Below are 26,222 nucleotides of genomic sequence, written 5' to 3' on the forward strand. Positions count from 1 at the left end.
TAGAAACCAGATTGTAGCTAGTCATTCAAAGCCAATACACGAGGGAGGGATTATGTCACTCACAATACAAAAGAATAATGAATTTAGCCCTCAGTCCCTTCATTTACCAAGTTTAAAGGATTGTATAGATTACTCCCCCTTGACAGTTACCACAGATATTTCTGTAGTCGATGCCATTATCTTAATGAGTCAGCACCGAACTAGTAGTGCCTTTGTAGTTGAGGAGTCGCAGGTACTAGGAACTTTTACAGAACGAGATGTAGTCAGGCTAACGGCCTCTGGAGCTAATCTATCTGGTGTGAAAATTGCAGAAGTAATGACGCGTCAAGTTCTTACTCTGAAGCAATCTGATGCTCAAGATCTCTTCAGTGTCGTGTCGCTATTGCATCAGCATCAGATTCGCCACCTACCTGTATTGGATGACAACGATCAACTGGTTGGTAAAATCACACCTGAAACTATTCGGCAAGCGCTGCAACCAGCCAACTTCCTGAAGCTGCGATATGTTAATGAGCTAATGACTACACAGATTATTCATGCGCCGCGAACTGCAACTGTATTAAATACAGCCCGACTCATGGCTGAACATCAAGTTAGTTGTGTGGTGATAGTAGAAGCAACAGAGGCGCAGTTAGACTCCCATTCTCTCCTAATCCCTGTAGGAATTATTACCGAGCGAGATATTTTGCAATTTCAGGTATTGGGTTTAGATCTAGCTCAAACCCAAGCAGAAAGCGTGATGAGTACACCGTTATTTTGCCTGAGTCCCACAGATTCTTTATGGGTTGCCCATCAAGAAATGCAGCATCGCCATGTCCGGCGATTAGTTGTGGCTGGAAAGCAAGGGGAATTGCTAGGAATTGTTACTCAAACAAGCTTTCTGCAAGTTTTGGAACGTCTGGAAATGTCTGCTGTAATTGCCGCACTCCAACAACAAGTAGAACAACAGACAGATGAATTGAGAAAAGCCAATGAGCAATTACAGCAAGAGGTTGTGCAACGCCAGCAGATGGAGGAGGCGCTACGTCGAGTTACTGATGAGCTAGAAAGACGGGTAGCAGAACGTACCATTGAACTTTCCCAAGCGAATACACTTTTGCAACAGGAAATCAGCGATCGCAAACGTGCATTTGTTCAACTCCAGCAAACAGAGGAAAATCTACAGCAAGAGCGTGATTTTATTTCAGCCATCCTCGATATAGTTGGCTGTTTAGTTGTGGTACTCGATCGCCAAGGAAGAATTATCCGTTTTAATCAAACCTGTGAAGCATTAACTAATTATTCGTTTGCTGAAGTCAAGGGAAAGCCTTTTTGGGACGTATTTCTAGTTCCAGAAGAAATAGAATTCGTCAAAGCTGTTTTTCGACAAATTCAAGCAGGTCAATTCCCAAACCAACACCAAAACTATTGGTTAACAAAACAAGGAAATCTTCGGTTGATTGCTTGGTCCAATACTGCTATTTGCAATCAGCTAGGGGCAGTGGAATATATCATTGGCACTGGTATCGACTTGACTGAACGCCAGCAAGCAGAATCGGCACTAAGAACTAGCGAGTTGCAACTAAGAGCATTATTTCAGGGGGCAAATGACGCTATGGTAATTGCGGACGATGAAGGCAGGTATGTAGACGCTAACCCCGCCGCCTCTCGACTTTTTGGCTTGTCAACGACAGATCTGTTAGGTCGCACTATTGTAGAATTTGCCGAGCCTGGTTTTGATTTCATCCAAGCATGGCAAGACTTTCAAGCAAGTGGGGAAGAGGCTGGGGAATTTCGCCTCCTACGTCCCGATGGAACTATCCGTGAAGTGGAATATAGGGCAACGGCTAATTTTTTGCCACATCGTCATCTATCAATTTTGCGGGACATCAGCGATCGCAAAAAAGCAGAGTTGGCACTACAACAGCATACAGAACAGCAGCGACTAGTGGCAGCAATTGCCCAGCGTATCCGCGCCTCTTTGAACTTGAGCGAGGTTTTAAATACCACTGTGGCTGAAGTCCGCCAGTTCCTCCAAGCTGACCGAGTTTTTATTTATCAGTTTCACCCCGACTACAGTGGAACTGTGGTAGTGGAGGCTGTTGGTCAAGGTTGGATTTCTGTTCTAAATGCCAAAGTTGAAGACACTTATTTTATGGAAACTGGCGGTGAAGAATACAGACAGGGTCGTATTCAAGCTGTACCAGATATTTATACAGCAGGTCTCACCCAATGCCACTGCGATGTACTTGCTCAATTCCAAGTGAGAGCAAACTTGGCAGTCCCAATCTTGCAAGGAGAACATTTGTGGGGATTGCTAGTGGTTAACCAATGTTCTGCATCCCGATTGTGGCAGCAGTGGGAAATAGATTTAATGAATCAATTGTCAACTCAGGTAGGCATTGCCATCCAACAATCGGAACTTTATCAGCAGGTAAAAACTGAACTAATCGAGCGCAGGCTAGCAGAAGAAGCATTACGCAAGAGTGAAGCACAACTAAAGTTAGCTTTGGAAGCTGCCCGCACAGGGATTTGGGATTGGAATATTCTCGACAACAAAATTACTGGTTCTGAGAACTTACCTGCGATGTTTGGTCTTCCCCCGGAGAAGTTTGATGGGAGTTATGAAACCTTTATCAATCTAGTTCATGTGGAAGACCGAGAATTGGTAAGTAACGCAGTCATGCGCTCAATTCAAGAGGGAGTAACCTACGACATCGAATTCCGTCTTGTCTTACCCAATGGCAACATTCGCTGGGCAGCCACTAAAGGTCAAGTTTTTTACGACCAAACTGGCAAAGCCGTGCGGATGATTGGAGTAGATATGGACATCAGCGATCGCAAGCAGGCAGAACAGAAAATCCGCGAACAAGCTGCTTTGCTTGATATCGCCACTGATGCGATCGTAGTCCGCAATTTATCACATGAAATCTTGTTCTGGAATAGAGGAGCCGAGCGCTTATATGGTTGGTCGGCAGAGGAAGCATTAGGTAAAAATGCCAATGAGTTAGTGTATAAGAAAATTCCGTCACAACTTGCAGAAATTTTCCAGACTGTTGTTGAGCAAGGAGAATGGCATGGTGAATTGCATCAAGTCACCAAAGATGGTGTGGATATCATCGTCCAAGGGCGTTGGACACTGGTGCGCGATGAAGCCGGAAATCCCAAATCAATCTTGGTTGTTAACACCGACATTACTGAGAAAAAACAGCTTGAAGCTCAATTTCTGCGTGCCCAGCGCCTAGAGAGTCTCGGCACCCTTGCCAGTGGCATTGCCCACGATCTTAACAATATCCTCACGCCCATTCTCACCTCATCTCAATTGTTGGTGCTCAAACTTAGCAATCTGGATGCACGGAATCAACAATTATTAAAAATAATCGAAAATAATTCTAAACGCGGCGCTGATTTAGTTAAACAAATTCTCACCTTTGCCCGTGGTTCTGAAGGCAAGTGGTTTCCATTACAAATAGAACATTTGCTGTCGGAAATCCAATATATTACTAAAAGTACATTTCCCAAATCCATTATTATCAATACTAATCTACCAACAACAAACCTTTGGACTGTCTTGGCAGACTCCACGCAATTGCATCAGGTGTTAATGAATCTCTGTGTCAACGCTCGCGATGCGATGCCCAATGGTGGTAATTTGGATCTCACAGCAGAAAATCTCCTGATTGATCACACCTATGCCAAAATGCATTTGGATGCTCAGGTAGGTCAATATGTAGTGATAACTGTCTCGGATACGGGCGCGGGTATTCCTCGCCATATATTGGATCGGATTTTTGAGCCATTTTTTACTACTAAAGAACAGGGCAAAGGTACAGGGCTAGGTCTGTCAACAGTGATTGGCATTGTCAAAAACCACCGTGGTTTTGTTCACGTCTCTAGCGATATTGGCAGAGGCACGCAATTTCAGGTTTACTTGCCAGCTGGCTCTCACAAGACAAGCCAGCAATCAGAAACTCTAGAATTACACAATGGCAAAGGAGAAACGATTTTAGTTGTAGATGATGAATCCGCCATTTTAGAGATTATCAAAACCTCCTTAGAAGACTTCAACTACAGAACTCTGACGGCTAGCAATGGTATCGAGGCGATCGCATTATATAGTCAGCACCAAGATGAAATTAGCTTGATATTGCTAGATATGATGATGCCATCGATGGATGGATTAACCACCATCCGCGTCTTGCAACAAATGAATCCGCAGGTCAAGATTATTGTCATGAGTGGTATCAATGCCAAAGGTCAGCTTGCAGAAGTTCATGGCATCAATACATTTTTGAGCAAGCCCTACACTATCAATGAATTATTGCAGGCTATAGAGAGAGCGCAAGCAGACTACTCATCTGATGAACCATAAATTTTATCTTGATATTTAGATACAGCAACAAAAAATTCCAGATTTTTGTCGAAGAGATTTGGCGAAAAATACAGCATAAAGATGAATATTGATGAGCAAAGCTGTAAAACGCCAATCAAAAAAATTTAAATTAAAATATTGCATAACCAACCACTTGTAACAAACTGTACCAAATTGAGTTAGAAAATCCGTTAACTTAATGAAAGCCATAAATGTAATTCAGGCTACAAAAAAATGCGACTAGAGCAGTTGCAAGCTTTTTTAGCGATCGCGGACACCGGTAGCTTTCAACAAGCAGCACGAAAATGTGGGGTCACTCAATCTACCATTAGCCGCCAAATCCAGGCATTGGAAGCAGATTTGGGGATAGAACTGTTTCATAGAACCACTCACGCCAAGCTGACACTGGGGGGTGAGAGGTTGCTCCCCCGTGTGCGAAAAATTTGTCAAGAGTGGCAAATTGCTACAGAGGAATTAACAGATTTAATCGCAGGTAAGCAGCCAGAATTGTGCATTGCAGCCATTCACTCGCTGTGCGCCTCCTACTTACCACCAGTATTGCAACAATTTTATCGGGATTATCCAGAAGTACAATTACGGGTAACTTCCTTAGGTAGCGATCGCGCACTAAAAGTCCTCAAAGATGGATTGGTGGATCTGGCAATTGTGATGAATAATCGCTTTCTAACTACTGGCCGAGAAATGGTAGTAGAAGTACTGTATGAAGAACCAATAGAAGTTCTCACCGCAGCCAAACATCCACTAGCCCAATACGAATGTGTCCCTTGGTCTGAGCTAATTCGCTATCCCCAGGTAGTATTTAAAGATGGTTATGGGATGCAACGCTTAATCCAAGATCGATTTGAGCGACTAGAAGCGACACTACAAGCAACTTTAGAGGTAAACACCTTAGATGCTTTCCGGGGAGTAGTGCGTCAAGGAGAACTAATCGCTTTGCTACCTCATTCCGCATTAATGGAAGCGCAGCTTGACCCAACTTTGGCAGTACGCCCTTTAGCTACTAATAGTAATGGTACTTTGCCTGACACTTCTAGTTTGACACGTCGGGTAGTCATGGTTACAACTGGTGACCGTCTCCAAATTCCCCCCATCAAGCACTTTTGGCAACTGGTACGAGACAATATCCCACCGCAAATTAACCAACAGCGATCGGCTTCTTAATAGTCAATTAGTCATTAGTCCTTAGTCATTGGTCATTGTCCATAATTAACAAAGGACAGCGTTGTTGAATAATGGAATGATTGAGGCTGACGCAAAGACGGGATAGGGACAAAAGACGAATGACAAAGGACAAAGGACAAAGGACAAATGAGCAATGTATTTAGGCAATTTCTGCAAAAGGTAGGGAGTGGAAATCACACAGGAGAAAATTTAACTCGTGCTGAAGCCGCAACAGCTACTAAAATGATGTTGCTAGGTGAAGCAACTCCTGCCCAGATCGGGGCGTTTCTGATTGCCCACCGCATCAAACGTCCTATCTCAGACGAGTTAGCAGGAATGTTAGATGCTTACAATGAACTAGCGCCAAAACTCCAACCCATCGCTTCAGAACGACCAGTCATAGTCTTTGGCATCCCTTATGATGGCAGAACGCGCACTGCACCAATTAGCCCGCTCATAGCTTTACTATTAGCTGCTGTCGGTCAACCAGTGGTGATGCACGGTGGCGATCGCTTCCCGACAAAGTATGGACTACCCTTAGTAGAAATTTGGCAGGGGTTAGGTGTTGATTGGACAAACTTGTCACTAGCAAAAACCCAGCAGGTATTTGAGCAGACAGGAATTGGCTTTGTTTATACGCCCCAGCATTTCCCATTAACTCAACGTATTTGGGAATACCGGGATCAACTAGGGAAACGTCCACCCTTGGCAACAATGGAGCTAATTTGGTGTCCTTACGCTGGGGATGTGCACATGATTCCGGGATTTGTCCATCCACCTACAGAAACCCTGTTTCAGCTAACCCTGGCTTTGCAAAATATTACAAAATATACATTAGTGAAGGGATTGGAAGGTAGTTGTGATTTACCACGCGATCGCACGGCAATTATCGGCTTATCATCACCTTCAGGACAGCTAGAACGCTTGCACCTCGTACCGCGTGATTATGGTTTTACGACTAAGAATGTCCCCCTTGGCACGGCAGAAGAACTACTTGCCGAAATGCAAGCGGTTTTGGCTGGTAATCCTACAGAATTAACCCAAACAGCCTTGTGGAATGGCGGATTTTACCTCTTTTCAAGTGGCGTTTGTCCAGATATGCGATCCGGTATAGCGAAAGCGGAAGAATTATTAATGAATGGTGTGGTAGCTGACAAACTTCAACAACTCAGCCAAGAAGTGGGTTCAATATCAAAAACAGCATTTCAGCCAGCGTGAAGAAGGCAGGAGGCAGGAGGCAGAAGGTGAGACAGCGCGGTCTTGGGGGTTTCCCCCATGAGCGACTGCGTTCGCCGCAGGCGTTCTCGAAGAGTACCCGAAGGGCAGAAGGTTGCATGAGCGTGTAAGCTTCAGACCTACACTGATTTGGTGTGGAACTTAAACTCTTGCTCCCTTCTGTCTTTGTTGCCAATTTTGTTAATATGTGATGCTTAAAAAAGTACAATTCAAGAACAGTATATGAAGAAAAGTCAAATCTCTGAAACTCTCTTCCCTTCTGCCTCCTGCCTTCTGCCTTACTTAGCCACAGATAAAATCATGCCTTCACAGGCTAAGAGTGCTTTAGGAAATACAGACTTAACTTCAGATTGAACCCGATCTAGAAAATCATCGTCATCATCTGGATGATAATGAGAAATGACTAACCTTTTAACGGCTGCATCATTAGCTAAATCCGCAGCAGTTTGCCATTGCAAATCAGCTAAATCATGATTGTGAGCGGTAGGGGGATTGTAGGTACCATTAGCAATCAATAAATCGACCCCTTTAATTAACTGTAAAATCCGCTCTTGCTCAAGTTGCTCAGGACTCTTGGGCAAATCCGTAATATAGGCAACGCTAAAATCTTGCCAAGTAACTCGGTAGCCAAGCGAGCGCTGATGTTTATTGATCAATGCTGTTTTAATTGTGACATCCTCTAGCTTGACCTCGCTACCTGAGTTCAGATTGTGAAAATGCAATTCCGATTGCATTACCTGTAAAGGATAGGGAAAGTGTGGCTGAAGCATTTGATCGTACAGGCATTGCTTAATCGAGGCGCTATTCGAGGCTGCTGTGCCGTAGATATGAAAGCAATTTTGGTCAATAAATGCAGGGGCAAAAAAAGGAAACCCGAGAATGCGATTTGATTGGGAGTTAGTGAAAAATAAATGGCCTTCTATTGGCTGTTGCAGTTGCTGCCAAGTTTTACCAAGTACTCGTAAGCCAGTACCCCCATCAAAAATCAACTCTTTTCCAGCTACACGCATTTCTACACAAGCAGTATTCCCACCATAGCGGTTGGTGCTGCTTCCTGGGGTAGGAATCAAACCTCTCACACCCCAGAATTGCACTGAAAATTCTGTGGCTGGACTACTGAGTGGGGTAGTTTGCTTCTCAGTTAAGTAGCTTTGGGAACCCGACAGCTCAAAATTTGACATTTTCCTTGAATTTTAGACCTTACTGAGCAGGTCATCGTAGTGCCGTACTTCCAACAGTTGGTTTTTTTCGTCTACAATGACGACCGTAGGCGAGTAATTTTGTAACTCTTCCGGAGTAAACTGCCCGTAGGCCATTATAATCAGGCGATCGCCTATAATGCCTAGACGTGCAGCAGCCCCATTTAACTCAATTACTCCTGAGTAGTCTGGAGCAGGTATTGCATAGGTAATAAAACGCTCGCCATTAGCTTTATTCACTACTTGTACCTGTTCGTAAGGTAAAATGCCAGCTTTTTGCAACAGAATGTTATCTATACTGATACTACCTACATAGTTGACATTTGCCCCTGTAAGGGTACAGTTGTGAATTTTGGCTGAAAGGAGAGTTCGCTGCATTTGATTTAGGATTTATGTAGCAATTTTTGCAAGCGGCAAACAGCAAAAGGTTTTGATTTTCTTGTTTCTTGACTCTGGTGACTAGGTTTTTAACTAGGTTGTGCCAATCAAATTATGAAATCATGATTAAACAAAATTGGTAATGGGTTAATCAATAATCAACAATACAAAAGCCAATTTCTGAATTACTGACTACTGAGATATTACCCATTACCATAACCGATTATCCTTGAGCAGCTTTAATAGACTTTTCTACCAATGCATTTACCTGCTCAACATCCTGCCAACCGAGAATTTCAGTCACCTTTTTTTCCAGATTTTTATAAGTGCGGAAAAATTCAGCAATTTCATCCAAACGGTGTGATGGTAGGTCTTTTAAAGATTTTATTTGAGCGTAGCGCGGGTCTTTGTCAGGAACGCAAAGGATTTTTTCATCGCGATCGCCACCATCAATCATCTCTAACAAGCCAATCGGTCGTGCAGCAATTATACAACCTGGAAAGGTTGGTTCATCAATGATGACCATACCATCTAAGGGATCGCCGTCATCAGCTAAAGTATTGGGTACAAAGCCGTAGTCGTAAGGATATTGTACCGAAGAATAAAGAACTCGATCTAAGGCAAAGGCTTGAAGATCTTTATCGTATTCGTATTTATTTTTACTCCCGCCAGGAATTTCAACTAAAACGTTAATTAGTCCCGGTTTTGGTTGGGCTGGTATAAGGGTTAAGTCCACAAAAAAGATCCTCCTGTAACACAGTAGATTTTGGGTGCATCGATATAGGCTCCCCGTGTAGAATTTTAGGGCCAAGATGGACTTCTTCCCAAGGTATTCTTTTAACGAAAGGGAACAGGTGAGAGCAACAGTCTCCTGTTCTCTTGAAAAAAAGGGCGGTGATTCTTCAGAATTCACCGCGCCGCCTGTCACTATTGTGATTTCCCCTGCTAGAAGCAGATAGGATTCTTAAGTGTTTAAATAGAGTCGGTAGTATCCAAGGTTACGTCTTCACACAGTCACAAGAGAGTTAATCCAACTCTGTGTTTTGCTGAGTATTTGTGCTGGATTAGAGTTTATTACTCTTTGGATGCTTTCTATTCAAGTTTCGCTGATGAGACTGTTTAATTGTCACTTCATTGGCAGATTATAACTCAGAGGTTGCTGGTTATTCGGTACATTCGTTGAAGAATAGTGGGCAATAACAAATACAGGTAATGTCAGAGTTAGTAGAGCGATCGCAGTTCCCACAATGTCTGCCAACCTATGGGGATATATATCGTTATTGGCAGACTGGCTATTTGAATTCATACAAAAAATTTGAAATTCACCTATTCACTTTCAGAAGTTACTCTCGTCGAGAGAGTCTTGATTCTATTTTAACTATTTTTTAGATGTAACCTATGGATACAGTCCGAATATTATCCAGTTTTACAAGTGTCATAATATCTCTTTGCTACAAAACTCTTTTGATACAAAGTTTTACACAAACATTTTTGTTTTTCATCTGGTGTCTAATATTAAATTTCACTTGCTCTCCGGTATCATTTTTGAATTCCTCAGATTTAGATTCAAGCAATATACATTACATTTTTGCAGTTGATTGCAGATGCAATCTCCAAGTTATTTCGGGCTTTACTGCATTAGTATAACATCTGAAAATGCTTTGTCTAAGGTACTTTTAAGGATATTGAGTTAATTTGTGTTACCTAAGATTTATCCCGAAAAACCACTGATTATCCATCACGGTTACTAATACTTCAACAGTAGTTATACGTAAATATCTTTACTTTTCTCATTCACGAATAGTGTTGATTTTTTAACCATGAATTCAGACCGAATAAATACAGACATATTTAGCTGGTTTGGTAGTATTAATTCAGTTCTTATGCCAGAAATATTGCAGAGTTTACATTACCTAGCATTAGTAATATTTTCTATTTTGTCAATCTGCATATAGGTATATCTATAGAAATACAGAATACTAGATCTCGCGTTAATGCAGAGTTTGATCGACAATATTGTCATAAATTTCTCAATGATAAAACCGCCGCTAAACTAGGGCGGTTTATTTAAGAAATCAGAGTTTAGTTATAGCTTACTCTGTTAATTTGTAAATTGTTGTAGCCAAGCTCACACTTATTCAACTAACGTCTACCATAAGCAATCATCGGTTCTTTAATAAATCGAATGTAAATGTGTTTAAACGTGGATTTAATCACACGAGGCATAGCAAAATCGATGGGAATTAACTTGTCTGGTAACCGCCAATCTTCTAATTTTAGTAAGTCAGGTTCTAAGTGAGGAAAATCAATATCAGCCAATTCTGGACATACGCCTAATCTTTGGGAAGCTGCAACGGTGGGCACTTGCTGAGGTGGGACGTTGAGAATTTCTACCATTGCCCGATCTAGGGCAAATACATTTGATGCTGCGGCTAAAATACCCAAAGCACGAGGTTCTCCATTACTAGGGCCATTGCCATCATGACCGATGATGCCATCTAAAATGGTTAAGTTGGGGTTAATAGCCTTAGCAGTTTCTACTAACATTTCGCCAAATCGGTTGGCATCTTTACCAGCTTCCATATGCCACCAAGCTTTCATCTTGCCAGGGACACAACCAAAAAGATTTTTGACGCCTAAGGTTAATGTCAATTGGGCATGGGATTTGACTTTCGGCAGATTAATCACCACATCCGCCGCCATTGCTTCTTTAGATAACAACAGGTGGTTAAAATTTTCGCTGACAGTTTGGTAACGCTGTCCGTGAAAATCTACTATTGGCAGTTTGAGTTCTTCTAAAATCGGTGCATAGCCATTTGCTATAGCCACTCCTTTGGCACTACCAAAGGCTGGGCTATCCCCTAAAAATGGCTTACCGCCAGCTTCTATTACCATCTGAGCAACTTCGTAAACCAGTTCGGGGCGAGTAGTACACTCTTTACCAGGACGCGCCCCTGTGAGGAGATTAGGCTTGAGTAAGACGCGATCGCCTTTATTAACAAAAGCTGCCATTCCCCCAAAAGGTTCCAGCAGCGTTGTTAAAGACTCGCGTAAAGCCTCTCGTTCGTAAGAAGTAGCACGGATTAAACTGACCGATGGTTTTTGGGTCTGCATGGATAATAAATAAGATTAGTAAAGATAACAGAAAGAAGAACTTCTTCTTTCTTATATCTTCCTACTATCTTTCTAATCCACTTTGTCTGATTCTGTGGTGAGGGGTAAGATACCACTCATTTGTTCAAGATTTAGCACTGTGGCTAATTCCGCCTCACTCATCAGCCCTCTTTCTAAAACAATCTGCCTTAAGGATTTGCCCGTTTCCAATGATTCCTTAGCTACAGCCGCCGCATTGAGATAACCGATGTGAGGATTGAGGGCAGTAACTAAAGCTAAACTCCCTTCAGCGTATGCCAAACACCGTTCTTTGTTAGCGGTAATGCCTTTGATGCAGCGTTCTGTGAGGGCGGCGATAGTATTGCCCAAAATTTCGATGCCGTGAATCAAGTCATAGGCAATTAGCGGCATCATCACATTTAATTCCAATTGTCCGGCTTGCGCTGCTAATGCGATCGCATTGTCATAACCCATAACTTGAAAGCACACCATCGATGTCATCTCTGCCATCACCGGATTATACTTTCCTGGCATAATCGAGGAACCGGGTTGCACTGGCGGTAGTTGAATTTCTTTGAATCCAGTTTTTGGCCCAGAATCCATCAGTCGCAAATCGTGGGAGATTTTCACTAAATCCTGAGCTAAATTGCGTACCGCCCCGGAAACATTTACAAATGGTGCCATACTCTGCATTGCCGCCATCAGGTGAGGTGCAGGTTGCAAAGGTGAGTTGAGTAATTGGGAGAGAACTTCTACCACCCGCGCCCGATATAGGGGATGAGTATTCATACCCGTACCAGCTGCGCTACCTCCTAAACCCAGCACCATTAAATCTCCAGAGGCAGTGTAAATCCGGTTTTGATGTTCTGCAAGGATGTGTGCCCACCCTCGGAAATTCTCACCCAAACGCACAGGTACAGCATCTTGCAAATGTGTTCTGCCAGACTTGACAATATCTTGAAATTCTGTAGCTTTGGCTTCTAGGGTTGCGATCGCATGATCTAAAGCTGGGTGTAATGTATGCGAAAGTGCCAATAAACCACCAATGCGAATTGCTGTCGGAATTACATCATTGGTAGACTGCCCATAATTAACATGGTCATTAGGACTCACACGTTTGTAGTTGCCTTTTTCATCACCCAGAATTTCTAAAGCGCGATTCGCCAAAACTTCGTTGACGTTCATGTGGTGCGAAGTACCTGCACCAGCTTGATAAACATCGACAACAAACTGATCGCGGAACTTTCCTACAAGTATCTCTTCAGATGCTTGCACAATTGCCTGACTTATCTCTTGGGGAATACAACCTAGTTCGCCGTTAACAATTGCTGTAGCTTTTTTGATTAATAAACAGGCGTCTACGTAAGTAGGTAAAGGCTTAAGTCCGCTAATCGGAAAGTTTTCGATTGCCCGCAACGTTTGAATACCGTAATAAGCGCTACTGGAGATTTGGCGATCGCCCATTGAATCGCGTTCGATGCGAAATTGGGAGTCTGTTTGTTGAGTCATAGTTTGGATAATTTCAGGGAATCTCAAAACACAGATCATCCCACGCCTAGGCACAGATGTGGAGATCTAAAATCTGTAAGCTAAATCATTTTTTACGTAATAATTTAGGTATTTATATCAAAGTTTGGATCTTTACTCTCTGTATTATTTTGGTGGGGTCTTGCTTTGAGGTTATCAGAGTTGAACAATTTAAGATTAAATTTTTGAGTTGGCATTGATTTCTCAAGCTTTCATTCAAGAACAGGGTAATGGAAAACTCCGATATGAGGAGCAACTTGTTACTGAAGAACTTAGGCAACGAGGCATACCCATCACGTTTTATACTCAAAAGCGAATTCAGAGGCGACAACTTTTACTTGATGAACAGTCTTTAGTAGTTGGCGATATGCCATGTGTTTTAGGCGCATTAAAACAGCTTGGTATCCCAGAACCTTTACCGAATGATTATCCCAACTCTATGAGCAACTTCATGCACCGTCGGATATGGACATCTACGCTTTTGGAGTTGGAACATGGGCTTCGGAACGGCAAATATCCTCCAACATTTGCTAAACCTGCTGTACGCCGCAAACGCTTTACAGGTTGTGTCTTTGAATCAGAATATGATTTATACCAAGTTTATGGAGTGTCGCGTCAGGAAAAGTTGCTGTGTTCAGAAGTAGTGTCTTGGCTGAGTGAGTATCGCGTCTATGTTGCGCACTCAGAAATTAGAAGTATCGATCATTATGATGGGAATGCCAATATTCTGCTAGATCTCGAAAAAATTCGGTGCGCTATTAAAACTCTGGATAATGCGGGACAATCCTATGCAGGGTATGCAATTGATTTTGGAGTTTTAGATTCTGGAGAAACTGCTCTTGTAGAGATGAACGATGGTTTTGCTCTAGGAGCATACAAAATTAATCGCAAAGACTACACAGACATGATTTTAGCAAGATGGGAGGAGCTTTTATCTCAGCGTGTGGCATAAGAGGCGGACGGATTGTATTTTTAAATTTAGAATTGCTTATGACCCTACCCAACTGGATTACTTTTTCACGCTTATTAGGGATACCATTTCTGCTTTATGGTTTATACAATCCCACAAATCAAGCTAAGTGGATATGTTTAGCAATTTTTTTAGTGGCAGCATTAACTGATTGGTTAGACGGCTACTTGGCACGGAAACTCAATCAAATTAGCGATTTAGGAAAGTTTCTTGACCCTTTAGTAGATAAATTTTTAGTGCTTGCGCCGTTGATGGTGCTGATTGAATTAGGCAAAGTTCCAGCTTGGGGAGTGTTTCTGCTCTTAGCGCGGGAATTAGCGATCGCTGGTTGGCGGGTGAATCAAACTCAAATTACTGGGGCGAATATTTGGGGTAAACTCAAAACCATAAGTCAAATAGTAGCGATCGCACTTCTGATTGCACCCCTCTCACAAGAGTGGCAAATCCCAGCCTTGATTGCTTTTTGGGTTTCTGTCATCCTGACATTAATCTCTGGGGGAATTTATCTTTTACCGTCATCTGAATGATGAAATTACCTCTTTTAATTTAGCCAAAGCTTTATTAAGGTAGTTTATAGGCAATTTCCGTTATTTTAGATCTGACAGATCTTTCCTTATTGATTGACACTAGCTTTTGTCTAGCTGCTCTTTTAGTCCGTAGTTTTTCCTGATGCAATTCCCAAGCTAGGGTCGTGTAAACGATCGCATCCAAATCATTATATTTAGGTTGCCAGCCTAATACCTTGCAGATTTTATCTGCACAAGCCGTAACACAAGCTGGGTCACCAGGACGACGGTCGGCTTCAATCACAGGGAAATCTACCCCAGATATTGCTTTAACCCGTTCAATCACTTGCCGGACACTATAACCTTGCCCATAACCGCAATTGAGCGTTTGGCTTTCTCCACCCTGTTCTAAGTAGCGTAAAGCATCGACATGGGCAGCAGCCAAATCTTCAACATGAATATAGTCCCGAATTCCAGTACCATCTGGAGTAGGAAAATCTGTGCCAAAAATTCGCAATTCTGAATGGCGCTGCAATGCAGTATTACACGCAGCTGCAATTAAGTGTGTTACATTACGCAAACTTTGCCCCAATCGCCTGCAAGGGTCGGCTCCCCCAACATTGAAGTAGCGCAGAGTTACATACCTGAGACGAGACGCGAAACTGTAGTCTTGAATCAGCCATTCACTCATCAGCTTTGAGCGTCCATAGGGGTTAATGGGTAGAGTAGGGGTAGACTCCGTAACCGGATTTTCTTCAGGTTCGCCATAAACTGCCGCGGTACTAGAAAAGATGAATTGGTTAACATCTAGCACATTACAGCATCGGAGCAAATTCAAAGTATTGCGCGTGTTGTTGGCGTAGTAGTCAAGGGGATTGGCAACTGATTCCGGTACAACTAAACTAGCGGCAAAGTGCAGCACCGCACTGAATCGATGTTTGGCAAAAACTTGGTAAAGACGGTCTGTATCTGCTAAATCACCAATAATTAACTCACCGTGCAGTACAGCTTGAGGGCAACCTGTAGAGCAATTGTCGTAAACCACCACATCATAACCAGCTTCACCTAATTGGCGCACCACATGGGAACCAATGTAACCTGCGCCGCCTGTTACCAATACTTTTGTTTTCATCTACCTTTTCCTAACAAAACAACCCTGACAGTTTTAAAGGCGATCGCTATATCCAACCATAAGGAATAATTTTTGATGTAGTAGAGGTCATAAGCTAGCTTTTCGTAAGCATCCTCAACTGAAGCACCGTAGGGATAAAGTACTTGTGCCCAGCCAGTGATTCCCGGTTTAACTAAATAACGCAGCTCGTAGTACGGAATTGTTTCTTTGAGCTTGACATCAAACTCCGGTCGCTCCGGCCGGGGGCCAATCAAACTCATATCTCCCCGCAATACATTTAAAATCTGCGGTAGTTCATCAATTCGCAACACTCGTAGCCAGTATCCCACTCTAGTGATCCGCGGATCGCGTTGACTTGCCCATTGTGCCCCCCGTTTCTCAGCATCCTGATACATGGACCGAAATTTATAAACCCTAAATGGCTTACCGTACAACCCTGTGCGTACTTGACTATAGAATACGGACCCTGGACTGTCCAACTTAATTGCCACCATTGCTAATAGCATCAGTGGAAATAAAAATATTAGCAACAGCCCTGCCAGTATTAGGTCTACTAACCGCTTCAACTTCAGACTAATACCACCAGGTACTAAGTTAAAACCAGCACTAAAAGCCAACCAGCTATCTTCCAGTAGGGAAGATGGAAGTTTGTACCATAAGGTTTCGCAAATATCAGGTAGCCTGTAAATTGGGATACCTTGTAACCGTAATTGCATCAACTGCTGCACCTGGATATCAGAAAAATCCATTGGGCTTGCCACTACTACCCCTGACCAAGATTGCTGACTCCAAGCAGACAAGTCATTTGAGCCAGCTATGTAACTTAGATGAGAGGCTGTTTTTGCTAATTCCGTGAGTTCTGGATCGGCTTCTGCAAGCACCACCAACCGCCCCAATGGGTTCTGTTCAAGGAAAATTTGTGCAAATTTTATACCACTTTTGCCTGCACCTAGCATTAACCAAAGACTTTGCTCGGCGTGCGATCGCAACCATTTGACTGCCCATAATCTTAAGATCACCGCCCAGATTGTAAATATTCCTAGACTGACTAGCAAAATTCCTCGCCCCAGAAATGGGTATTGCCCCCAAGTCCCAGATAAGTAAATTAGGGCAGAGGTAATTCCACCAGCTATTAAAGTGCTAACCACGATACGAGCTGGAGCACGCAAACCTGCTATTTGGGTATCTGGATGATAAGTATCTGCTAGATAAAGCCCTGCCAGAACCAGCAGTATAAATCCGCAAACAACTAGATCAAACCCCTCAAAGAGCTGACCTAGGCGTAACCAAAAGGCAACTCCTAAACAAACAAATAAGCCAAAAATATCTCCTACCAAAAGTAATACAGGCATGAAGCGTGGGATCTTGAGTAACTGAATGCTTCCCCTGTAACCGTGAAATGGTATATTGAACATAAGTATTTTATACTACTCTTAAATTCTGAGATAAACGATCTGTAGGTAGTAGAATTTTTGTGCTTTAAAATGCTTAACTCTAAGGTTTTTTGCCTTGAGTATGTATTTCAGTTTGCCAATTTTTGGCTGGAAATGAAGCAAATTTAATTAGCTCAGTTTCAGTTTAAGAGTATTTTAAGTGTTTCTGCGATAATAATTAGTCCCTTTTATCACTAAAAAATTAACATAGCGACAGTTATTTTTGTAATAAGTGCTTTACATGACTTGTTATTTTTCAGTACATGAGTTTTGGATATTTTAATCAAGCGTACATATCTATAAACCGTAGATAGGAATACACTGAGTCATGGGTACTTTAGCACCTCAGTGGAATGTAAACAAACAAAGGGATTAAACAAGTTATTCAGTATTAGTCTTCAGTGAAGCTTCAGAATAATTTTTTACAAATAATACTTATCTAGTTTTGGCAATTAATAAATAATACTTATCAATTTCAGCGAATTTATGAAAGGTACTATTTTTTGCGAATAAAGAACAAAAATTAGTATAAAATAGTCGGGACATTTTGGGAATCAGGATATTTTAAGGAAAATTTCTGATAAATAGCAAGACTAGCCATCCCCGGTTAATTTTGTTGGGGCGATAATTGTGTTTGCACCTAGAACAGTGCCAGCCCAAATTATTTGTGGTTTTTCAGTACATTATTTATGCCTACTAAGCGAGACGACCGTGACCTTATTGATTTTCAAGAATACTGGCCGATACTGAAAAGGCGTTGGCCGGTGACAACAGTTGTGATTGGCTCTGTGTTTGGACTGACAGCGTTAGTCACCTTCCTCCAAAAACCAGTTTACGAATCACAAGCCAAGCTGTTGTTCAACAAACAGAGTGGAGTTTCATCACTCACTGGTCTATCTTCACAAGTAGGAGAACTGAGCGGTTTGACCAACCTCAGCAATCCAGTGGATACAGAAGCTGAGGTGATTCGCTCAAATTCTATCGTCCAAAAAACCATCACTAGCCTTAAGCTGAAAGATAAATCGGGTAAACCACTTTCAATAGAAAAGTTTCTCAAACTACTGAAACTGAAGACTATTCGGGGAACGGATGTGATGCAGCTCTCTTACCGCAGCACAAATCCGCAAGAAGCTGCAACTGTTATTAATTCCCTGATGAACTATTACTTGGAAAGCAATGTTCGCACTAACCGGGCTGAGGCCAGGTCTGCAAGAGAATTTTTGAATCGACAATTGCCTGAGGTAGAGAAACGAGTTTTAAAAGCAGAAATGTCCCTGCGTCGGTTTAAAGAACAGAACAGAGTGGTGGCTCTGGATGTAGAAGCAAAAGCTGGTGTCGAAGGCCTTAAAGATTTATTAGAGGAAATTACTAAAGCCCAAGCAGAATTGGCTGATGCTAGTACTCGCACTAGAGCGTTGCAAAGCCAAATTGCATTAAATACCCAACAGGCTGTAGAACTCAGTACCTTAAGTCAATCTCCTGGTATACAGCAGGTACTTGAAGAATATCAAAAAGCAGAAGATGAGTTAGCGGTGGCACGGACTCGCTTTAGTGAAGAGCACCCCATCGTGATTAATCTGGATAAAAAAGCAGCAGCTTTAAGAAGCCAACTAGAAGGCAGAGTTTCCCAAACGATAGGTAGTTCCGAATTCGTACCAGAGCAAAACTTGCAAATAGGAAAACTTAAGCAAAATTTGACAGAGGAATTAGTCAAATCAGAAGTAGATCGATTGGCAGTGGCAAATCGATTAGCGGAATTGCGGCAAGTATACGTAGTTAATCAAAGACGCTTGGACATTTTACCTAGGCTGGAACAACAACAGCTACAGCTACAGCGACAGTTGCAAGTAGCGCGAGTCACTTATGAACAACTGCTGAAGCAATTGCAGGAAGTTGAGGTACTAGAGAACCAAAACATTGGTAATTCGCGGGTAATTTCTGAAGCTTTAGTTCCTGACAAGCCTGTTTCTCCCATCGTTCCCTTAAACTTGGGGCTAGGTGGAGTTTTGGGAATTCTCCTAGGTGTGGGAGTAGCACTGATGCTAGAAGCTACGGATAATTCTCTCAAGACTATTGAGGAAGTCAAGCGGCTGTTAGACTATCCTTTATTAGGTACAATTCCGTTAGCTGAAAAACCCAAAGGTAGTGATGGTGAAGGAAGTGCAGAGTTACCTACACTCCATAATCCGTACTCCCCTGAGTCCGCAGCTTTTGAAATGCTCCAGGCTAACTTAGGTTTCAGCATTTCTGATAAGACGCTGAAAGTAATTGTACTAAGTAGCTCAATTCCCGGTGAGGGTAAATCTTTTGTAGCCGCAAACTTGGCTGTAGCAGCAGCACAAACTGGACGCCGAGTCCTGTTGGTGGATGCAGATATGCGTCGTCCTCGTCAGCATAAAGTTTGGGAACAATCAAACCTGATAGGGCTGAGCAATATTTTAGTCAATCAAGCTGAGTTACCTACAACTACCAAAGAAGCACTGATGACTCTAGACTTAGTGACTGCTGGCACAATTCCACCTAATGCTGCTGCACTCCTAGAGTCAAAACGGATGGCTGCTTTAATCCAAGAGGCTACCAGTAACTATGACTTTGTGATTATTGATGCTCCACCTTTAACAGCCGTTGCTGATGCCCAAATATTGGGCAAGTTAGTAGATGGAGTTTTGCTAGTTGTACGTCCTGGTGTAGTTGACTCTGCGGCTGCTAATGCTACAAAGAACCTATTAGCACAGTCTGGTCAGCGAGTTTTGGGAATGGTAGTCAATGGTATCACTGCTGGTAGCAGCTATGGTGGCTACTATTCCAAGGGATATTATCATCAAAATGGGCATTCCAAAAATGGGAAGGTTGATGTTCAGACGCTTAAAATTCGGAATTAGCAATGGTAGATGATGAAGTTTTTAGCCTAGGTATATCAGGGTCTTCTTTCAATTTCGCCCATTTCAACCAAAAAGCAAATTTATCTATCAAAGTAATCTAAAATGCAGCGATTAACTACAAATAATAATTGTCTCAGTGAATCATAAGTTGTTAAAAAATGGGCTATACAATGCTGCGTCTGGAGCAATCAGAATTGGATTAGCCGTACTCACCATCCCTGTATTAATTCGCTTGATTGGGGTTGAAGAATATGGGTTATGGACATTAGCTTCTGCTGTGGTCGCAATGGTTACTTTAGCTGAGGCAGGTCTTTCTACAACAACAACTGTCTTTGTATCGCAGGATCTAGCCAGGGAAGATACTGAGAGCCTATTGCAGACTTTGACAGTCACTATAGGAGCAATGTTGATATTGGCTACTCTAGCTGCGATCGCTCTTTGGTTTGGTGCAGAAAACCTAGTAAAATTATTTCCTAAGTTGCTAATAGAACAACGTTTAGCGGCCGTACAAGCACTGCAAATTGCTGGAGTAGTAGTTTGGACAAGACTACTTCAGCAAATAGTTGTTGGGTTAGAGCAAGCTTATCACCGTTATGGAGCCATGAATTTCTTAATTACACTTCAGTCAGTACTTACTAGCCTGGGTGTGTTGGTACTTGCATGGCTGGGGGGAAAAACGGTTGCTTTAATGCAGTATCAAGCTTTTGTGAGTGTGGGCTCTTTGGTTGCTCATATCTGGCTAGGCTGGTTACTCATGCGGAATATTAAGCTACATCCAATATGGAACCTTGGCAAGATATTAGTTATTACGCGCTATAGTTTTATGACATGGCTTGCTTCTTTAGGAGGAGTTTTATTTACGCAGTGTGATCGCATAATTGTTGGTGGGTTGCTAGGTACAGAAACCCTGGGAGTTTATGCAGGTATCACCAGTATTACTTCGCAAATAAACGTATTATCAGCTTTAATTGTGCAACCAATACTTCCTGCATTAAGTAATTTGCTCGCATATCCTCAGGAACATTTAGTAAAATTTCAAGATCAGATAAAAAAAGCTTTTAAAGTTAATATCTTGACTGCCTTAGGCATGGGTATTATCTTATTTATACTTGCGTCCATAATCATGTACTTAATGTTGCCATCTCAGGTCACAGATGAGACCATATTAGCTTTTCGCATCGCAACAATAATTTATACTACTTATTCCATGAATGCTGTAGGGTACTACATTCTTTTGGCAGTTGATGCTGTGAGGTTAAACTTAGTTATTAACCTACTCAGTGGGATATTATCTTTGACATTGATATATGTTCTGTGTTTTAAATTAGGACTAATAGGTGCTGTTTTAGGTAATGCAGGCTACTTACTAAGCCTCTTATTTATTCCTTGTGCATTAAAACAAATAAATTTACTGATAGTTAAAAGTACATAAAATGGCATTACTAACTGAATTTACTCGTAGACTTAATTCTTTAGCACGCTACATTGAAAATCCTCAACTCTTTATTCTACGACAAAGTGGAGTAATATTAGATACATTTTCTATTTTAAACAAACCTTGGATACACGAACTTAATATTACAACTATTATTGATATAGGTGCTAATGTTGGACAGTTTGCTATTAGTATAAATGCAGTTTTACCCAAAGCACAAATCTATTCTTTTGAACCAATACCAGATTGTTTTAATAAGTTAAAAGCAAGTATGTCCGGGAAAAAAAATTTTACTGCTTTTAATCTCGGTATTGGCGATCGTGCAGGTGATTTAGTATTCCAACATAATAGTTATTCGCAATCATCCTCTTTTCTCCAAATAACGCATTTACACAAAACAGCATTTCCAGAAACATCTGATAGTCATTCTATTAATGTAAAAATAGAAAAACTAGACGAAGTAGCAGAAAAATTATTGCTTACTGATTCGCTGCTAATCAAAATAGATGTACAGGGATATGAAGATAAAGTATTAAATGGTGGAGAAGCAACAATTAAACGTGCAAAGATAATTATTATAGAAACATCTTTTACAAATTTATATGAAGATCAACCATTATTTGAGGATATTTATTCTAAGTTAAAAGACTGGGATTTTGTCTATGCTGGTTGTTTCGATCAACTGTATCATCCTCAAGATGGAAAAATTCTACAAGCAGACAGTATATTTATTAAAAACTCATAATTAAATTTGAACTTAGGAATTAGAACTCTACTAATAACAACAGATTTGGAAGTTTTTAAGTTATACGAACAAAGGATATTTATAATTATGCCTAATCATCAAAAATATGATGATATTGCCGTAGTTATTCCTACACACAATCGGATTAGTGAACTATTAAATTGCCTAGAGTCAGTCTATCAGCAAGAGAATGCACAGTTGCAAGTATTTGTAATTAATGATGGCTCGCAAGATGGTACTACTGAGCGCGTTAAGGAAGCATATTCTCAGACACAAATTATTGAGGGAGATGGCAATCTATGGTGGACAGGTGCAACTAATGTTGGAATTAAAGCAGCACTAGAGCAAGGTTTTAAATACATCCTACTGCTAAATGATGATAATATTCTGGCAGATGGTGCATTAAAAACTCTACTTAATTATGCACAAAATCATCCAAAAACCATTGTTGGTTCCTTGGTAGTAATCAAAGGAACAAGTATGATTGGGTATGCAGGTGCAGGCATCAACTGGTTGAAAGGAGGTCCTTTTCTTAAAGACTATCGCCATGAATATAAAGGTCAGTATCATAATATGATTGATACTGATTTTTTGGGTGGTCAAGGTGTACTTATAGAAAGTTCTATCTTCAGTAAAATTGGTTTGTTTGACTCAACTTATTTTCCCCATTATCACGGGGATGCAGATTTTTATCTAAGAGCAAGTGCCGCTGGAATAAAGATTGTAGTTCATCCCCAAAGTATTGTGTGGGATAGCGAAAATCCTAGTAGTTTTCCTCGCTATGGATTTCGTAAGGGGTTTAAAAAACTTGTTGAAGCGTATATTTCTCGGCGTTCTCCAGTCAATATAGTTGAAACAACGCGCTTTTTCTGGCGACATTGCCCTTTCTGGTTACTACCAATTGCGTTACCTCGGAAATTGCTGGGTTTTTTGAAGGGCTATCTTCATGCACAATTCAGTTAACGCGGAACGTTCAATACTCGCCGAAACTTCATCAGGTATATTTTATTACTTGTGCAATCATATTTTTAATAGTATTCCATCTTATACATTCAGGCACTGGATGTATAGATCTCTGTTGGGATATAAATTAGGTAAAGATGCAACTATTCAAATGAATTGCTATGTATATTGTCGGGGTAATTTAGTAATTGGCGATGGCACGATGATTAATCGTGACTGTGTTTTAGATAGTCGCGGTGGTCTATATATTGGATCGCAAGTGAATATTTCACCCTATGTACAAATTTACACAGCTCAACATGATATAAATTCTTCAACATTTGCTGAAGAACGTGCAGCAGTAACCATTGGTGACTATGTTTGGATTAGTACTAGAGCTACTGTATTACCTGGCGTAACTCTTGAAGAAGGTGTTGTTGTTGCGGCTGGAGCAGTTGTCACTAAAAGTGTACCTGCTTATAAGATTGTCGGAGGTGTACCAGCACAGATCATAGGTGAGCGTGACAAAAACTTAAATTACATTCCCGTTTGGAGACCTTTGATGCAATGAAGCGTAAAGTATTTTATCTTACACCTTTTCCTCCAACGCGAAGTGGGATTGCAGATTATGCTGTTTGCTATAAGCAAGCAATAGAAGATTATACAGATTGGCATTTAGAGGTTGTTGCGCAAAAAGAATCTATAGTAGGTAATTCTATTAGTGATATTTTGAGTATTTATCACCAGGTAAAGCAGTGGCAAGTTGATGGTGCTTTTAACAATGTTGCTATAGTACATGCAGAAATAGGATATACGCAGTATAGAGAGTTTTATACTCTGTTTTGGATTCAACGTTTATTACCATCCCTACCATACTGCATTACAGTTCACGATCCTCCTTTAGTTATAGCGCCTGCCTTATACTACTTGTCCTTTGGACTGAAAGCACGAGCGATCAGATATGCTTGCCGCACCTTAGATTATACTTTTTTAGGAAAAGGACTTATTAGTTCTATTTTATCCCGAGCATCATGCACTTTTGTGCTTTCGGATATTGGTGCAAAGGCTCTTAATCAGCTGGTAGGACAGAACACTAACATTCAAACTCTACCGCATATTAACTACCGTTCACCTCTCTCCCGACAAAGACGGTTACAGACAATTAATGAGGAATCAATAAACATATTATTTATGGGTTTTTGGCATAAAACTAAAGGCATAGAACTTTTACTTCAAACCATAAAAAATGTGATTCTTAACACTCAGCAAAAAGTAAAGCTTTTGATGGCAGGAGGCCTTTTACAAAATAATCAAAATCAGAAATATGTGCAATCAATTTTAAATATTATTAAACATTCTCCAGTCAGATCTGCTATAGAAGTCCTTGGTTATGTGCAACCAAACGCTGTAGATGCAACTTTTGATCGCTCAGACATATTTGTGCTGCCTTATACTCAAAGTCCAGGGTATTCTTCCAGTGGAGTTTTGATGCGTGCCATGAATGCTGGATTAGCTATAGTTGCAACTGATTTTGCCCCAATAAATGAGGATATCAGACATTTAGAAACTGGTTTATTAGTTACTCCAAATGACGTCAATGCGCTAGAAAAAGCATTAATAAGACTAATTAATGAACCAGAATTAAGATTAAAACTTGGTGTTCAGGCTCAGGAATGCGCTTGTAAAGAACATAGCCAAGAGCGAGTCGCAGAGATTGCCAGCAATATATATACTTCTATAAGTTTGTGACTATATAAAAGTAGGTTAAAACATAGAGTTCACCGTGAAAATTTTACTTTCTTGTATTATTCTGATAGCTGTCTTTGGCCAACCAAATGGTCTTTCTTTAATTTTGCCATTCTATCCATTTTTAGCTTCTGCATTAACTTTACTTTTTTTAGTATTTATTTTTTTTAATAAAGTTCGTAAAGGCGAATATATCTTTACAAGTCTTAATATTTATTTGCCTACTATTACTTTTCTTGTGTATTCAGTCTTGTCTTTATTGTATGCTCCTGAACCATTGTTTGGTTTGAGAATATTGATTTCAATGATATTCAAGCTCATAGTCTTTACTCAAATTGTCATTATTTGCAATCAAGAGAATCGGATAAAACAACTGTTAAAACAGTTGTTAAAAACTGTAGCAATTATGGGAACAGTATTCTCTATTCAGGGGTTGCTATTAATTTTATTTACAGCATTATTTAAACTAAATCCAATTTCTGAAATTAACGATGTTGGTGGATTAGGATTAATGGATTATAACTATAATCTTTTTTACTATGGTATTTTAGGTTTTGGTAAACAATATATAACCTTGCTAAGTTTTACAATCCCTAGATGTCAAGCTATGTTTACTGAGCCAGGTTGGTTTGCTAATTTTTTGGAATTGTCATTTTTTTCTACTCTAGGTTACTCTGCGTTAGAGAACAAAAATTATCAGTCAGTAAGATGGATGCTGTGGCTGCAAATCCTTGCATTATTCTCTTCGTTTTCTACTGCAGGTTGGTTAGCTTTAGGAATAGGTTATCTGATATATATTATCTGTACAAATAGAAATACAAAAGCCTTAGTCAACAAAATCATTAAAACTGGATTTTTGTTGCTGTCAATAAGTGCACTTTTATTAACAATCATCTCTTTTCTTCCAGTTCTTTCAGAAGAAATTTACAAAATAATATGGTTAGAAAAGTTCGCAACAGCTTGGGGAACTGCTTCAGCTACTGAAAGAATGGAAGTAATAAATTTAGCTCAAGAACTTTTTCTCCAACGTCCTTTAGTCGGTTGGGGAACAAATCAAATGAAAGTCATCAGTGATGGATTTGGTGCGAATAATGCTTTTATGACAGTGCTTGTAGAACTAGGTTTAATCGGCTTAGTGATTTACTTAATTATGCTTTTAGCTATTATCAAAACTATACTAGTAAATTATAGAATGGCATTAATAAACAAATCTAACTCTCTAATCCATCTCACTGCATCGAGTTCAGGTTGTGTAGCAGCACTGATTACTCACTCTATGTTCGTGGATACTAACTGGGCATTTTTTTATTGGATTGGTTTGTCATTTGTTTACATTAATTATCTTTTATTAAAGCATGATTCAAAATCACCTGATTTCGGTTAAGGGATTTCCCGATGAGCTTGACTGTTATGTTATATAGTATTATCAGTGTATATATAGTGT

General features: G+C 40.7%; 20 protein-coding genes. 12 read left to right on the forward strand and 8 right to left on the reverse strand.

What is annotated here, in order from left to right; translation table 11 throughout:
• The first annotated feature begins 52 nt into the window (after positions 1-52).
• From BV375_RS06335 to BV375_RS06350, 3 genes are all read left to right on the forward strand, one after another.
• On the forward strand, positions 53-4,351 hold the full coding sequence (locus BV375_RS06335; protein WP_086758449.1) for a PAS domain S-box protein: 4,299 nt from the start codon (positions 53-55) through the stop codon (positions 4,349-4,351).
• Between the two features lie 234 nt (positions 4,352-4,585).
• Positions 4,586-5,533: a LysR family transcriptional regulator gene (locus tag BV375_RS06345; RefSeq protein WP_086758453.1), complete on the forward strand. Its 948-nt coding sequence runs from the start codon at positions 4,586-4,588 to the stop codon at positions 5,531-5,533.
• A 147-nt stretch (positions 5,534-5,680) separates the two neighbouring features.
• Complete coding sequence (locus BV375_RS06350; protein ID WP_086758456.1) at positions 5,681-6,751, forward strand: anthranilate phosphoribosyltransferase family protein; 1,071 nt, start codon at positions 5,681-5,683, stop codon at positions 6,749-6,751.
• A 296-nt stretch (positions 6,752-7,047) separates the two neighbouring features.
• On the opposite strand, the gene BV375_RS06355 is transcribed toward BV375_RS06350, so the two are convergent.
• From BV375_RS06355 to BV375_RS06380, 6 genes are all read right to left on the reverse strand, one after another.
• Positions 7,048-7,950, reverse strand: a complete 903-nt coding sequence (locus BV375_RS06355; RefSeq protein WP_086758459.1) for an MBL fold metallo-hydrolase — start codon at positions 7,948-7,950, stop codon at positions 7,048-7,050.
• Positions 7,951-7,962: 12 nt separating this feature from the next.
• A complete protein-coding gene (gene panD / locus BV375_RS06360) occupies positions 7,963-8,346 on the reverse strand; it encodes an aspartate 1-decarboxylase (protein ID WP_086682243.1) in 384 nt (127 codons plus the stop codon).
• Between the two features lie 223 nt (positions 8,347-8,569).
• Positions 8,570-9,082: an inorganic diphosphatase gene (locus BV375_RS06365; RefSeq protein WP_086758461.1), complete on the reverse strand. Its 513-nt coding sequence runs from the start codon at positions 9,080-9,082 to the stop codon at positions 8,570-8,572.
• 390 nt (positions 9,083-9,472) lie between these two features.
• Complete coding sequence (locus tag BV375_RS06370; protein ID WP_086758463.1) at positions 9,473-9,652, reverse strand: hypothetical protein; 180 nt, start codon at positions 9,650-9,652, stop codon at positions 9,473-9,475.
• Positions 9,653-10,488: 836 nt separating this feature from the next.
• On the reverse strand, positions 10,489-11,460 hold the full coding sequence (locus BV375_RS06375; protein ID WP_086758465.1) for a DUF362 domain-containing protein: 972 nt from the start codon (positions 11,458-11,460) through the stop codon (positions 10,489-10,491).
• A gap of 72 nt (positions 11,461-11,532) precedes the next feature.
• Complete coding sequence (locus BV375_RS06380; protein WP_086758467.1) at positions 11,533-12,969, reverse strand: aspartate ammonia-lyase; 1,437 nt, start codon at positions 12,967-12,969, stop codon at positions 11,533-11,535.
• A gap of 208 nt (positions 12,970-13,177) precedes the next feature.
• On the opposite strand from BV375_RS06380, the gene BV375_RS06385 reads away from it, so the two are divergent.
• Together BV375_RS06385 and pgsA are read left to right on the forward strand one after the other, a co-directional pair.
• Complete coding sequence (locus BV375_RS06385) at positions 13,178-13,939, forward strand: ATP-grasp domain-containing protein (RefSeq protein ID WP_208099067.1); 762 nt, start codon at positions 13,178-13,180, stop codon at positions 13,937-13,939.
• A gap of 38 nt (positions 13,940-13,977) precedes the next feature.
• Positions 13,978-14,484, forward strand: coding sequence for a CDP-diacylglycerol--glycerol-3-phosphate 3-phosphatidyltransferase (gene pgsA / locus BV375_RS06390; protein ID WP_086758469.1), 507 nt, complete (start codon positions 13,978-13,980; stop codon positions 14,482-14,484).
• Between the two features lie 34 nt (positions 14,485-14,518).
• Here the strand turns inward: pgsA and galE are convergent, their stop codons facing one another.
• Together galE and BV375_RS06400 are read right to left on the reverse strand one after the other, a co-directional pair.
• On the reverse strand, positions 14,519-15,595 hold the full coding sequence (galE, locus tag BV375_RS06395; protein WP_086758471.1) for a UDP-glucose 4-epimerase GalE: 1,077 nt from the start codon (positions 15,593-15,595) through the stop codon (positions 14,519-14,521).
• A complete protein-coding gene (locus BV375_RS06400; RefSeq protein WP_086758473.1) occupies positions 15,592-17,010 on the reverse strand; it encodes a sugar transferase in 1,419 nt (472 codons plus the stop codon). The genes galE and BV375_RS06400 overlap by 4 nt, the downstream gene beginning before the upstream one ends.
• Before the next feature lie 707 nt (positions 17,011-17,717).
• Here BV375_RS06400 and BV375_RS06405 point away from each other — a divergent pair.
• The 7 genes from BV375_RS06405 to BV375_RS06435 all read left to right on the forward strand — a co-directional run bounded on the left by BV375_RS06405 (position 17,718) and on the right by BV375_RS06435 (position 26,162).
• Entirely contained in the window at positions 17,718-19,910 is a 2,193-nt protein-coding gene (locus tag BV375_RS06405) for a polysaccharide biosynthesis tyrosine autokinase (protein ID WP_086758475.1), read from the forward strand.
• A gap of 136 nt (positions 19,911-20,046) precedes the next feature.
• On the forward strand, positions 20,047-21,342 hold the full coding sequence (locus BV375_RS06410; RefSeq protein ID WP_166507394.1) for an oligosaccharide flippase family protein: 1,296 nt from the start codon (positions 20,047-20,049) through the stop codon (positions 21,340-21,342).
• 1 nt (position 21,343) lies between these two features.
• A complete protein-coding gene (locus BV375_RS06415; RefSeq protein WP_086758478.1) occupies positions 21,344-22,090 on the forward strand; it encodes an FkbM family methyltransferase in 747 nt (248 codons plus the stop codon).
• Positions 22,091-22,177: 87 nt separating this feature from the next.
• Positions 22,178-23,053 (forward strand): glycosyltransferase family 2 protein, encoded by an 876-nt coding sequence (locus BV375_RS06420; protein WP_086758479.1) that lies wholly within the window; start codon positions 22,178-22,180, stop codon positions 23,051-23,053.
• 100 nt (positions 23,054-23,153) lie between these two features.
• The gene (locus tag BV375_RS06425; RefSeq protein ID WP_208095488.1) at positions 23,154-23,603 is read left to right on the forward strand and encodes an acyltransferase; all 450 of its coding nucleotides are present in this window, start codon (positions 23,154-23,156) and stop codon (positions 23,601-23,603) included.
• On the forward strand, positions 23,600-24,781 hold the full coding sequence (locus BV375_RS06430) for a glycosyltransferase family 4 protein (RefSeq protein ID WP_086758481.1): 1,182 nt from the start codon (positions 23,600-23,602) through the stop codon (positions 24,779-24,781). The genes BV375_RS06425 and BV375_RS06430 overlap by 4 nt, the downstream gene beginning before the upstream one ends.
• A 34-nt stretch (positions 24,782-24,815) precedes the next feature.
• Entirely contained in the window at positions 24,816-26,162 is a 1,347-nt protein-coding gene (locus BV375_RS06435; RefSeq protein ID WP_086758483.1) for an O-antigen ligase family protein, read from the forward strand.
• The last annotated feature ends 60 nt before the right edge of the window (positions 26,163-26,222 follow it).

This window comes from Nostoc sp. 106C, assembly GCF_002154725.1.
GTDB lineage: Bacteria > Cyanobacteriota > Cyanobacteriia > Cyanobacteriales > Nostocaceae > Aulosira.